Below are 12355 nucleotides of genomic sequence, written 5' to 3'. Positions count from 1 at the left end.
ATCTACTCCGCTATGCCGCCAGCTGCGGACGGAATGCTACGTCCACATAATAGTTGGTGCTGTTGTACGTACTCGTCGGGAACAGCGCCCCCGTGCCGTAACTATACACACCATTGCCGCCAGATACAGCCGAAGAAAGTGCTGTGAGATTCTGGTTCTCGCGAGACGTAGAGAAGAAGTTTGACGTTGCGGAATACGCGCTGTTCGCATTGTACGAAACGACATATGTCGTGTTCGCCGTCACCGCGACCTGCTGCGCAAGCTCGACATATTGCCAGCCGCTCGCAGTTTCGTTGGTGAAGGTTGCACTGCCGAGCAGCGCGCCCGATGCCGTCCACAAGTTCGCGGTGTGCGTTCCGGTGTTCGACGTTCCCTTGTAGAAGCTGAAGCCTGTGATCCAGCCCGCAGCGTTGGTCTGGAACTTCATGCCGAGCTGCACCGGACCATCGATCACATTGGCTGTGGTAGGCGTATCCGAAGCGGTGAACACGCTCTGCGTCGGAGCCACTGCGCCCGAATTCACGGTCAGGCTTACATTTGCAGAAGACGTACCGCCATTGCCGTCCGAGATCGCGTAGCTGAAGCTCGCAGCGCCGGAATAGCCGGTGGTCGGGGTGAACGTCACCGCCTTGGTCGTGCTGTTATAGGCAACGGTTCCGTTTACCGCATTCGATACGCCCGTAATGTTGAGCGTGTCGCCGTTGGAGTCGGTATCGTTCGCCAACAACTGGCTGGCCTGTATGACCTTGGCCGTGTTGAACGCAGTGGTGAAACCGGTGTCATTGACTGCAACCGGAGGAGCGTTCCCGGTTGCGTTCTGGAACGTCACGTCAACCCAGTAGTTCGACGCCTGGTAAGAGTTCGTCGGGAACAGGCTGCTGTTGCCGTAAGCATAAACGCCGTTGTTTCCGCCGGTCGCGCTCAGTGGCCCATTTGTGATGGTCGACGTGAAGTAATTCGGCGTAACCGCGTAGTTGCCGTTGGAGTGATAGCTGACCACGAGAGTCGTACCAGCAGCCACGGCAACTGGCTGGGTGAATGTCAGTGTCTGCCAGCCACTCGCCGTTTCGTTGCTGAACGTACCGGAAGTCAGAAGCGTGCCGCCGCTCGTCCACAGCGAACCGATATGCGTGCCGGTATCGTTGACACCCTTATAGTACTTGATCCCCGTGATGGTGCCCGCGGCCGAAACCGTGAAGCGCATACCGAGTTCAACACCCGACGGATCGTTGACGGATGGCTGCGAAGGCGTGCCGTTATTGAGCAGGCTCACCGTCTGCGCAGGTGCTGCAACCGAGAAGCTCACCGTTGCGGAAGATGTACCGCCGCGACCATCGGAGATGGAATAGCGGAAACTTGCAGCACCGGTGTAACCGGTGGTCGGCGTAAAGGTCACAGCTTTCGTGGTGCTGTTGTAAGCAACCGTACCGTTAACCGCCAGATCAGCACCGGTGATCGACAGCACATCCCCATCCGGGTCGTTGTCATTGGCCAGCAAGGTGGATGCCGCAAGCGTCAATGCCGTATTCTGGATTGTCGTGTAACCGCTGTCGTTGTTGGCGGTCGGAGCAGTGTTCGTCGGTGTGTTGACTGTCAGGCTGACGGTCGCCATCGCCGTGCCGCCCTTGCCGTCAGAGACGGTGTAACGGAAGCTTGCAGCGCCGCTGTAGCCGGTCGTCGGAGTGAAGGTCACAATCTTCGTGGTGGTGTTGTACGAGACAGTGCCGTTTACCGCCTGGTCTACGCCGGTGATGGAAAGCACATCGCCATCCACATCCGTATCGTTGGCGAGCAATGCAGCAGCACCCACTGCAAGCGCCGTGTTGAATGTGGTGCTATAACCGGTGTCGTTCGTAGCCACTGGCGCGCTGTTGGCCACCGCGGACTGGTTGAATAATACGTCCACCCAGTAGTTGGCTGCCTGATAGGTTTGCGTAGGCAAGGCGCTGGTGTTTCCATACACATACAAGCCGTTGCCGGCGCCATTCACTGAGGCCGGAGCCGTCAATGGGCCGCTCGTAGTCGCGCTGTTGAAGTATCCGCTGGTCGCGTAATACCGGCCGTTTGAGTGGTACGAAACGATGTATTGTTCGCCCGCAACGATGTTGATGGCATTTGCGAAGCCCGCCGTCTGCCAACCGCTCGCCGTTTCGTTCGAGAAGGTCAGGCGGCCCAGCAGGGTGCCATCGGCCTTCCAGATCGAACCGGTATGCGTGCCCGTATCGCCGGCGGCCTTGTAGAATTTCAGCCCGGAAATCGTGCCCGACGCGGAAGTCGCGAAGCGCATGCCGAGCTCAACGCCGGTCCCGTCATTAAATGCGGAGCCCGTTGGGGTCGCGCCAGGCGCAAACAGCGATACGCCCGTAGGAAGGGTGTTCACTGCGAGGCTCACCATTGCGGTCGATGTGCCACCGCGACCATCGGAGATGGTGTACTTGAAGCTTGCGGCGCCGGTATAGCCAGCGGTCGGCGTAAATACGACCGTACCGTTTTGCGAATTGATCGCGACGGTTCCGTTCACTGCGTCCGAAACGCCAGTGATACTCAGCGCATCGCCATTGGCATCGGTGTCGTTACCAGTCAGCGCCGCAAACGCCAGCGTCAGCGCATTGCCCTGAGTGGTGCTGAATCCGCTGTCGTTGACCGCAACCGGCGCGGTGTTCGTCGTGCTCGGCTGGAAGACAACGTCGACCCAGTAATTGTCACCCGTAAATGTTGTGAACGGCGACAGCGTCGGGAAGGTCGGCGTGCTGCCGTATACATATACCGCACCATTCGCCTCAACCGACAACGGACCGTTTGAGTAGGCGTTCGTGAACGTGCCGTTGGTCGCCGAATAATAGCCATTGGTATGGTACGAAGCGACATAGCTGGTGTTCGCAGCAATCGTTACCGGCGTGGCGAAGTTAACCTGCTGCCAGCCGTCGAGTGACTCGCCAGTCGAGACGCCACGCGCGAGCAATTGCCCGTCGGCAGTCCACAAGCTGACCGTATGCTCGCCAATATTGTAGAAACCCTTGTAGAAGCGGATCGCGGTGACTTGGCCGCTGGTGCTCGACTTGAACTTCACACCGAGTTCGACACTATCCTTGTCGAGCACGGTTGCCTGTTGCGTCGTAGGTTTGGACGCAAGGCTCCATAGGCTCGATGTCGTCGGAAGCGCAACCGTGACCGTCTTGCCGGTGCCCGGCGTTTCCAGATTGAGGCTGTCGTCCACGGCACGCGACATAATCGTGTAATTGCCGCTGGCCTGTACAACCCAATTGTACGTCCAGTTTTCACGTCCGGTCGCTTTCCACCAGCTTTGCCCGCCGTCGAGCGAAACTTCCACGCCCGCAACTATGCCGCCGCCGGTATCGGTCGCCGTACCCGTGATCGTAACCTTCTGCCCCTCGACAAAGCTTGCACCGATGATCGGCGAAGTAATGGTCGACGTTGGCTTGACGAAATCGGTGCTCTGCGTGGCAAGTACAAGGCTGGCCTGAAGCGTCATAGGCTGAATGCCCATATCCGCAAACATGTTGACCATTGCCTGCTGCACGTTCGGATCGGTCGGTGTCGGAGTGCCCAGGTGGGCGTCGCTCAGACCCCAGCTCCAGAACACAGTACCAGCGCCGAACACCAAAGCGCCGCTCTCGGCGCGATACATTGTCAGGCTGTGGTCGACGGTATTGGAGCCAATCTGCGTACCGTAGTCACGCAGATAGGATTCGACCGAAACCGTCGACAGGGACATGTTGATCAGGCCCGCCGGGCGGTAGCCGTTTTCAACGTCCGAATCCCATTCATAACCCAACAGGTTTTTGACGAGCGAATATGTCTGCCCCTGCTGAAGATCGGCAACCGAGGTGTCGCGCCAGAACCGGAAATTCGACATTTCGTAAGGAACGGTAATCGTGTCTGCACGATAGCTGTCGACCGTGAACATGGTGCCGGTGAGTGAGTTCTCCGGCTCCTGACCCGGATCAGAATAGCGCGGGTCGCGCCACGTACCGGTGGAGATATTACTTGGATCTTCGCGCACACCCCACGTTTCCTTGTAGGAAACCATGGTGCGGTAGGCATTTCCTGCTGCGTCGGTTTCCCAACGGACTTTCCAGTAAACTTCGTTGCCGCTCCAGAACGCGAGGTTCACGCCCGAATCGCGCGCGTTCTCTACGTTTGCGCGTTGCTCGGCGGACCAATACTCGTCGTGTCCGACCGACAGGAACGCTTCGTGATTGAGCAGCTGCGCGCCATTCCGGGTCGTATCAACGCCCGAAATGTACGAGACGTCATAGCCGTTCTGCTCAAGCCAGTTAACCGCCGCCATTTCAGGACCAAAGACAAAGTCCCAGGTCCCGCCCATGGCGCTGGTTTGCGTCACAAACGGGCGGTTGTAGCTTACAGCTGTCGCCTTGCCGATCGCGTTGATCGAGCAATTGCAGTTTGGTGGAACCCAACCAATCATATTGTTTGGATCGACTGGCAGATCGCCTTCATACAGACTTGCACCGCCCCAGGCATTGTAAGCCTGCCAAGTGGTATCTGAGGTCTGGAACACGATATTGCTGGTGGAACCATCCTCGCGAACGATGAACGGAATCATGCTGGCGCCGCCATTGGACCCGCCGCCATCTTCGCGCACGAGCTTGGCGAAATAGATACCGGACGTGGCATCGGACGGAATTGCCCAGCTTGCCGAAACTGACCAGTTGGAGCAGTCGATAAGGCCGGTCGTATAATCGACGATCGGGTGTGGCTGAACCTGCGCCGTGGTCAGGTTCTTGTCGATGGTCGCAACCTTGCGCGCGCCGTCGCCGCCATAATAGCCCATACGATAGATTTCGATGCGGTAGTCTTTCGAATCCGTCGCAATCTTGAAATCGACCGTGCCGCCGACATTGGTGCTGATCTGCGTCGCAAAACCTTGAATCGAGGGATCGCCGTCACCCTGTACGGCCCATTCGCTCTGCGGATTACCCTGCTTCTGGTTTTCCAGAACGATCTTGTTAGGCGTTGCGGCAAGTGCCGTCAGTCCCGCGGCAGCCGGGGCGGCGGCTGGTGCAGAAAGCGTGTTCAGCGAGGTGGTGCGAGGAGCAATCGTTGCGCTGGCAGAGGTTGAGAACGTGTCGGCCGCGGACGCGTCGGTCGAGCTCGACAATGCGTTGAACGCGCTGCCAAGGTCCAATGTCGATGAGCCACCGGCTTCGCTGGAAGACGAACTGGTCTGAGAAGCGGAAGGACCATCGACCGTGGCGAACGTCGCCGAATCCACAGTGAAGGTGCGAACAGCCTGTTGGCCCGAAGTCGTTACAGCCGTCGTAGCCTCTGCCTGAGAAGTCGTTGTCTGTGCGACAGTCCAGATGCCCGCCTGGACACCATCCTGCTGCGTTACATCGCCCTGCTGCCCGGCATAGCGGAAAACCTTGTCCGCCTTGTCGCCCTTTTCGGCCGCACGCTTGTTGATGAGTTGGCGCTTGCCAATCTTCTGCATAGTCCGCCCCTTAACTTTGCCAGACTGCACAATGACGCAAAGGCAGACCAGACAAACGATGGCAAATCAGACGGGGGGCGGCCTCATTGGTGGATAGGATTACGATTATTCCCACGGCGTAAGGCGTAGTCTGTTCTACGCCATAGCCCGTAAAGTTCTACGCCTTTGGAGGTAAATTCCGGGAAGCGACCGAATCACACGACGATGCGCGCCGTTCGCTATTGCGCGACAAACTGTTTCCGAAAGGCCGCTTTTAAATAGGGTCCGGCGCGCCAATATGGGCTAAAAGCAATTAAGCAGGAGAAAGCCCATGCAACTCGAAGGCCTCCACCATCTCACCGCAATTACTGCGGACGCGCCCGGCAACAAGCGATTCTATACGGAAACGCTGGGCCTGCGACTGGTCAAGAAAACCGTCAATCAGGACGACACCAGCGCGTACCATCTCTTTTACGCCGATGCGGTCGCCACGCCGGGAACCGATATAACCTTTTTCGATTGGCCCGTTGGTCGTGAAAAGCGCGGAACACATTCGATCAGCCTGACTGGTTTGCGTGTTTCCGGGCAGCAGAGCCTGAACTATTGGCGTGATCGGCTGTCAGCAGCCGGCGTCAAGACATCCGATGTTCTGGAAATCGATGGCCGCGCCAGTTTGAATTTCGAAGACCCGGAAGGCCAGCGCTTCCGTCTGGTTGACGATGGCGGCGATGCACCAGCCCATCCGTGGTCTGGCACCGACGTTCCAGCTTTGAACCAGATCAAGGGACTTGGCCCTGTGACCATTTCGATACCGGACAAATATGCGACAGATCTCGTGCTTACGCAGGTTCTCGGCATGAAGGAGGTACGCGAATATCCATCGCCAGACGGCAGTGGCATCGTGCACGTCTATAAAATGAATGGCGAGGGACTGGCGTCGGAGCTTCATGTGGCGGTTCAGCCAGACCTCCCTGTCTCCCGGCAGGGCGCTGGCGGCGTTCATCACGTTGCATTCCGCACGCCGGACGTAAAAGCCATCAACGAATGGGCGAATCGGCTGCAGGAGCTGCGCATTCCCAACTCCGGCGAGGTTGAACGCTATTATTTCCGCTCGCTCTATTTCCGTGAGCCGGGCGGCAATTTGTTCGAAATCGCAACCGATGGACCCGGCTTTGCAGTGGACGAACCGCTGGCGAACCTTGGCGAGAGCCTTGCCTTGCCTCCATTCCTCGAGCCACGGCGCAAGGAAATCGAGGCCAATCTGAAGCCTTTGGGCTGATGGTTGATTGGCGGTTTGCATTCGCGCCGCCGCAGCCTACATAACGCTGCATCAACTCGTACCGCGCGGCTGCTTTTCAGGGCCGCGCGCCATCGGAGAAGCGTATGTCGAATGAACAGAGTATGCACGCCACGACAATCGTGACCGTGCGCAAGGGTAATAAGGTTGTGATTGCTGGCGATGGGCAGGTAAGCCTCGGCCAGACCATAATGAAGGGCAACGCCCGTAAGGTCCGCCGTCTCGGCAAAGGTAATGTTATCGCCGGTTTTGCCGGTGCGACCGCCGATGCCTTCACGCTGCTTGAGCGTCTCGAAGCCAAGCTTGAACAATATCCAGATCAGCTAACGCGCGCCTGTGTCGAGCTGGCCAAGGATTGGCGCACCGACCGCTATTTACGACGGCTGGAAGCCATGATGCTGGTTGCCGACAAGAGTGTCACTTTAGCGCTTACCGGAACCGGCGATGTGCTGGAGCCGGAACATGGCGTCATGGCCATCGGTTCGGGCGGAAACTATGCACTTTCCGCAGCTCGCGCGCTGATGGATACCGATATCGACGCCGAAGCAATTGCTCGCAAGGCGATGCAGATCGCGGCTGACATCTGCGTCTACACGAACCACAACATCGTGGTCGAGACGCTCGATGCCGAATAGCGCAAAGCAGACCTACGTCTTTCGCGACGTTGAAGAAGACGACCTGCCGCTTCTGCACGACTGGCTCGCACAGCCCCACAATGTGGAATGGTGGGACGATGCAGACGAAGCGATTGAGGAAATCCGCGAGGCGATGGATTCGGTCGAAACCGAGCCACTGATCGTAGAATTGAAAGGCAAGCCCATTGCCTATCTGCAATGCTACGATCCGCATCTCGAAGAAGGCCACCCATATCAGGATCAGCCCTTTGGGACCCTCGGCCTCGATATTTCCATAGGCGAGCCGGAACTGATCGGCGTGGGCCACGGCTCAGCAATCGTCAGCCAGTTCGCCGAGCAGCTTTTCGAGGAAGGCTGTCCGCGCGTCATCATTGACCCGCATCCGGACAATGCGCGGGCGATTCGCGCCTATGAAAAAGCAGGTTTTCGCGAGCTATATCGCATCGCGTCAATCTACGGCGAGGCCGTGCTGATGGCATTGGATGCGCCTGCGGACTGAAGCCACACAGCAATCACGCTCTCTACCAGGAGCATTGAATTCATTGAGGATACCATGAGCAGTTTTTCTCCCCGTGAAATTGTTTCGGAACTCGACCGTTTCATCATCGGCCAAAAGGACGCGAAGCGCGCCGTCGCAATCGCGCTGCGCAATCGCTGGCGGCGCCAGCAACTCGAAGGCCAGATGCGCGAAGAGGTCATGCCGAAAAACATTCTGATGATCGGACCGACCGGCGTCGGCAAGACCGAGATTTCCCGCCGTCTCGCCAAGCTGGCGGGTGCGCCGTTCGTCAAAGTCGAGGCAACCAAATTCACCGAGGTCGGTTATGTCGGCCGCGATGTCGAGCAGATCGTTCGCGATCTGGTGGAAATCTCAATCGGCCTGGTGCGCGACAAAATGCGCGAAGATGTGAAGGCGCGCGCGCATATCAATGCCGAAGAACGCGTTCTGGAGGCGCTGGTCGGCAAGACCGCCAGCCCTGCTACCCGCGATTCTTTCCGCAAGAAATTGCGGGACGGCGAGCTGGACGACAAGGAAATCGAAGTCGAGATTGCCGATACCGGCACCGGCGGTATGCCCGGATTCGAAGTACCGGGAATGCCGGGTGGCGTGGGCATGATCAACCTGTCCGACATGATGCAGAAGGCGATGGGCGGCAAGCGGTCAAAGACCATCAAGACCACCGTCAAGCAATCCTACGACCTGCTGATAAATGACGAGTCGGACAAGCTGCTGGATCAGGACGAGGTTATCCGTCAGGCGCTGATCTCTGCGGAAAATGACGGCATCGTCTTCCTTGACGAGATCGACAAGATCGCGGCGCGCAGCGACATTTCCGGAGGTCCGTCGCGGGAAGGTGTGCAGCGCGATCTGCTGCCTTTGGTGGAAGGAACGACCGTTGCGACCAAGTATGGGCCGGTGAAAACCGACCACATCTTGTTCATTGCATCGGGCGCCTTCCATGTTTCAAAGCCGTCGGACCTGCTGCCGGAACTGCAGGGTCGTTTGCCCATCCGCGTTGAATTGCGCGCGCTCGAAAAGGACGATTTCCGGCGGATTCTGACCGAAACCGAGGCCAGCCTCATCAAGCAATACATCGCGCTGATGAAGACCGAAGGCGTGACGCTCGACTTCACGGACGATGCAATCGACTCCCTTGCGGGCATTGCGGTTGACCTGAATGCATCCGTCGAAAACATCGGCGCACGGCGTTTGCAGACGGTCATGGAACGGGTGCTTGATGACATTTCGTACGATGCGCCGGACCGTTCGGGAACGAGTGTGACGATTGACGCGGATTACGTGAACAAGCATGTCGGCTCGCTCGCAAAGAATACCGACCTTTCGCGGTTTATTCTCTAGAAACGGCCCAAAATCATTATCGGCGGCGAGTGGTGACTTTCGCCGCCTTCCCGGTTACTTACAAACCTATGAAACGAACCCTTCTCGCAGGGCTGCTTGCGGCCTTCACACTTGCGCAAGCGCCATTGGCATATGCATTGACGGTGGTGCCACCGGGCAATCGCAATGAGGAACAGCCCGCCGTTCCGGGCGCTTCGATCAAGCGCACCAAGGCTTCAAAGGGCAGCTTTGAAGGGAAATACCAGAAGGTTTACAACCTCTTGGCCAATGACGCCAAGCTGCGATCCAAGATCAAGCAGGCAGCAGCGGCTTATGGGATCGACCCGATGCACATCGTCGGAGCAATCGTCGGCGAGCATACGTACAATGTGGATGCCTATGACCGGCTGCAGACCTACTACGTCAAGGCAATCGCATATCTCGGCAATAGCCTCGAATTTGCCTATAAGGGCGAGGACGTAGACGATTTTATCCAGCGCCCTCAATTTTCGGTTTGCGCAGGAAAATCAGATAGTTATTCGCTTTGGACCTGCCGCGAGCAGGTATGGAATCGCGAGTTTCGCGGCCAGACGGTTGATGGGCGAAGCTATCCCAACAACAGGTTCAGCGCCGTTTTCTTCCAGCCTTTTTACGCCGGGCAGACGTTTGGGCTGGGTCAGTTGAATCCGCTTACCGCGCTGCAAATGAGCGATCTTGTCAGCCGCGTTTCAGGCTTTCCCAAGCTTGATGCCGCAGACCCGAACGGCGTCTATGAAACGATCATGGATCCCGATAAATCAATACCTTACGTGGCGGCGACCTTGAAGAAATCAATCGATGCGTATCGCTCGATTGCAGACTTCGACATTTCGCAGAATCCAGGGGTAACGGCTACACTCTACAACCTCGGAAATCCCGAGGCGAGGGCGGCAGCGTTGCGCAACGAAAATGAGAAGCGCAAGGCGGCTGGGGAGCCCGAAAAATTGCCCGAAGAGAACTATTATGGGTGGCTTGTGAACGAGAAATTGCCCGAATTGCGCGCACTTTTCTGAGAATAGACGCCATTTCTCAGCGCAAAATGGATCATTTTTCGGTTTTTACGGCCGTATAATTCCGAAGTTGCGCGATAAAGTCGCTCAGTTTCGCCGTATCAAGCAGCCGAATCCGCTCCGCGATGAGGTTCGCGAACTCGGTCGCCTGAGGTGACAGACCGGACGTATCGACGATCACGCGAGGGTCTGACGCGTTGGCGAGACTGCTCAACTCTTCCGCCTCATCCCAGATCACATTGAAGTATCCGAGGATCTTCTGAAGCATCGGCCAGCTTGGCTTTCCGCGCCTTCCATGTTCGAGCGCGGAGAGATAGGCGGCCGAAACGCCGATAGCCTCAGCCATCTCTTTTTGCGAGACGCCTTTCTCTTCGCGAAGTTCGCGCAATCTGACACCGAACGGAGTCATTGGGCACGTACCCTCTTGAGCCGAACATACAACGCACCCGTTCCGCCATGGCCACGGGCAGCACCATCATGGGCAGAAACATATTGCCGGAAAGGCGCGGTAGCCAGCCAGCCCGGAACGGATCGCTTCAAAACGCCATCACCACCAGAAGACAAGCCCTTTCCGGTGATGACAAGCACATAACGAACGCCGCGCGCATGGGCACGAGCAACGAATGAGAGCAACAGGCTATAGGCTTCGTCCTGTCGCATTCCATGAAGGTCAACACGCGCTTCCAGAGCCAGGCGACCTCGCGCCAGCTTGTCGATGGTCTGCGCATCCATATGACCGCGAGGCGTATGCGGCGCAGGTGATGGAGCCTGATAGCTCGGCAGATTGATGGGCTTGGTGCGCTCAGGTTTTGAGGGGGCGGCTGGCTTCTTTTCAGGTGAAACCTGAGCCAAATCCGGCTTTGGCGACCGTTTGGGCGTTGTCGCAGGTGTGACGGATCGGGCCACCAAATCCCAAAGAATCCGGTCTTCCTCAGTCAAATCTTTGGAGCGGCTTCGGCTCATTGCGAGCCTCCAGCCAGCGAACGCGGCAGCAAGGCATAGAATGTCGCCTGATTTCGCACCACGCCGGCAATCTCGCCAGCGGCAAAACCAGAACCGGCAAACAGATCGCCGCGGGCAGGTCCGACAATTGCGGAGCCGGTGTCCTGAGCAATCATCAAGCGGGCGAAGGGTTTGCCATCAAAAGCGGTGAGACTTGGCGATTCGATGAAGAAGGGCGTTCCGAACGTATGCAGCAGACGATCCACCGCGACGGACCGCCCCGGCGTCAAAGGAACCTTGGCGGCAGCGACGGGACCGAGGCCAGGATTGTCGACCGGTGCATTCCGGAAGAAAATATAGGAACGGTTTCGCCAGAGAATTTCGTTCACGCGATGCGGATTGGCTTTGAACCATGCACGTATGGATTGCATGGTTACGTCTGCCAGCGGAATTTCCCCAAGCTCGACCAGCACCTTGCCGGCACCGGTGAAGCGTTGGCCGGATTTCGCAGCATAGGTGACGCGCCGAACCTCGCCGCCCGGCATAAGCAAACGCGCAGCGCCCTGCACATGCACGAAATAGGCGTCAACGGGATCGGCCAGCCATGCGATTTCCAGCGCTTGACCGGAAAGCACGCCCTGATCGATGGCGGATCGATCAAAATATTCGACAAGCCCAGAATCGGTTTTTCGTGCGAATGCCAGATAAGGGTCCATGGCGGCGGGGCGATTTGATTCGTCTACATCGACAAGATCGGCTGGGCGCGACAGCAACGGCACTTTGAAGTGCTCAGTGCGGATTGGCGAAGCCTCGACCTCCGGCTCATAGAAGCCAGTGACCAGACCGGTGCGTTCTCCGTTTTCGGACAGAACAAGGGCGGGAACGAAATGGCGTTCAAAGAACAGGCGCGCTTGCTCGCGGTCCAGAACGGGATTGCGCAATGCCTCGTCATAGGCAGCGCGAAAGGCATCGAACGCTACGCCCAACGCACCCGTTTTGTAGGGCTTATAGGCTGCATGTTCGGCCGACCGCCGAAAAGCCAGATAGGCAGTTGAAGCATCATCGAACCGCCAATTGGGGATATCGTCAAAGCTGAAAGGGAGAAAACCCGCCGGACAAGGCATTGCCGCTTGCCCC

General features: G+C 57.7%; 9 protein-coding genes. 5 read left to right on the top strand and 4 right to left on the bottom strand.

What is annotated here, in order from left to right:
* Nucleotides 1-10 precede the first annotated feature (10 nt).
* A complete protein-coding gene (locus tag DY251_RS05880; RefSeq protein ID WP_116622934.1) occupies nucleotides 11-5476 on the bottom strand; it encodes a DUF4082 domain-containing protein in 5466 nt (1821 codons plus the stop codon).
* Between the two features lie 310 nt (nucleotides 5477-5786).
* Here DY251_RS05880 and DY251_RS05875 point away from each other — a divergent pair, with 310 nt between their 5' ends.
* From DY251_RS05875 to DY251_RS05855, 5 genes are all read left to right on the top strand, one after another.
* Complete coding sequence (locus DY251_RS05875) at nucleotides 5787-6734, top strand: ring-cleaving dioxygenase (RefSeq protein WP_116622933.1); 948 nt, start codon at nucleotides 5787-5789, stop codon at nucleotides 6732-6734.
* Between the two features lie 104 nt (nucleotides 6735-6838).
* Nucleotides 6839-7387, top strand: coding sequence for an ATP-dependent protease subunit HslV (gene hslV, locus DY251_RS05870; protein ID WP_116622932.1), 549 nt, complete (start codon nucleotides 6839-6841; stop codon nucleotides 7385-7387).
* Nucleotides 7377-7886, top strand: a complete 510-nt coding sequence (locus tag DY251_RS05865) for a GNAT family N-acetyltransferase (protein WP_116622931.1) — start codon at nucleotides 7377-7379, stop codon at nucleotides 7884-7886. Before hslV ends, DY251_RS05865 begins: the two co-directional genes overlap by 11 nt.
* A 54-nt stretch (nucleotides 7887-7940) precedes the next feature.
* On the top strand, nucleotides 7941-9248 hold the full coding sequence (gene hslU / locus DY251_RS05860; protein WP_116622930.1) for an ATP-dependent protease ATPase subunit HslU: 1308 nt from the start codon (nucleotides 7941-7943) through the stop codon (nucleotides 9246-9248).
* A gap of 68 nt (nucleotides 9249-9316) precedes the next feature.
* A complete protein-coding gene (locus tag DY251_RS05855) occupies nucleotides 9317-10279 on the top strand; it encodes a DUF1402 family protein (protein ID WP_116622929.1) in 963 nt (320 codons plus the stop codon).
* 31 nt (nucleotides 10280-10310) lie between these two features.
* On the opposite strand, the gene DY251_RS05850 is transcribed toward DY251_RS05855, so the two are convergent.
* Genes DY251_RS05850 through mltA form a run of 3 tightly spaced genes read right to left on the bottom strand, consistent with a single transcriptional unit; the run spans nucleotide 10311 to nucleotide 12342 of the window.
* Nucleotides 10311-10685 carry a helix-turn-helix domain-containing protein gene (locus tag DY251_RS05850; RefSeq protein WP_116622928.1) on the bottom strand — a complete coding sequence of 125 codons (375 nt, stop codon included), beginning with the start codon at nucleotides 10683-10685 and terminating at the stop codon, nucleotides 10311-10313.
* Nucleotides 10682-11239, bottom strand: coding sequence for a Smr/MutS family protein (locus DY251_RS05845; RefSeq protein WP_116622927.1), 558 nt, complete (start codon nucleotides 11237-11239; stop codon nucleotides 10682-10684). The genes DY251_RS05850 and DY251_RS05845 overlap by 4 nt, the downstream gene beginning before the upstream one ends.
* On the bottom strand, nucleotides 11236-12342 hold the full coding sequence (gene mltA / locus DY251_RS05840) for a murein transglycosylase A (protein WP_116622926.1): 1107 nt from the start codon (nucleotides 12340-12342) through the stop codon (nucleotides 11236-11238). The genes DY251_RS05845 and mltA overlap by 4 nt, the downstream gene beginning before the upstream one ends.
* Nucleotides 12343-12355: the final 13 nt, after the last annotated feature.

This window comes from Mesorhizobium denitrificans (assembly GCF_003403035.1).
GTDB lineage: Bacteria > Pseudomonadota > Alphaproteobacteria > Rhizobiales > Rhizobiaceae > Mesorhizobium_G > Mesorhizobium_G denitrificans.
The sequence above is the reverse complement of the archived record's forward strand: the minus strand, read 5'-3'. Positions and strand labels throughout refer to the sequence as shown.

Excerpts from the sequence above, each read along its gene's own strand:
- DY251_RS05880 (WP_116622934.1), bottom strand. The coding sequence starts at position 5,476 with ATGCAGAAGATTGGCAAGCGCCAACTCATCAACAAGCGTGCGGCCGAA.
- DY251_RS05875 (WP_116622933.1), top strand. The coding sequence starts at position 5,787 with ATGCAACTCGAAGGCCTCCACCATCTCACCGCAATTACTGCGGACGCG.
- hslV (WP_116622932.1), top strand. The coding sequence starts at position 6,839 with ATGTCGAATGAACAGAGTATGCACGCCACGACAATCGTGACCGTGCGC.
- DY251_RS05865 (WP_116622931.1), top strand. The coding sequence starts at position 7,377 with ATGCCGAATAGCGCAAAGCAGACCTACGTCTTTCGCGACGTTGAAGAA.
- hslU (WP_116622930.1), top strand. The coding sequence starts at position 7,941 with ATGAGCAGTTTTTCTCCCCGTGAAATTGTTTCGGAACTCGACCGTTTC.
- DY251_RS05855 (WP_116622929.1), top strand. The coding sequence starts at position 9,317 with ATGAAACGAACCCTTCTCGCAGGGCTGCTTGCGGCCTTCACACTTGCG.
- DY251_RS05850 (WP_116622928.1), bottom strand. The coding sequence starts at position 10,685 with ATGACTCCGTTCGGTGTCAGATTGCGCGAACTTCGCGAAGAGAAAGGC.
- DY251_RS05845 (WP_116622927.1), bottom strand. The coding sequence starts at position 11,239 with ATGAGCCGAAGCCGCTCCAAAGATTTGACTGAGGAAGACCGGATTCTT.
- mltA (WP_116622926.1), bottom strand. The coding sequence starts at position 12,342 with ATGCCTTGTCCGGCGGGTTTTCTCCCTTTCAGCTTTGACGATATCCCC.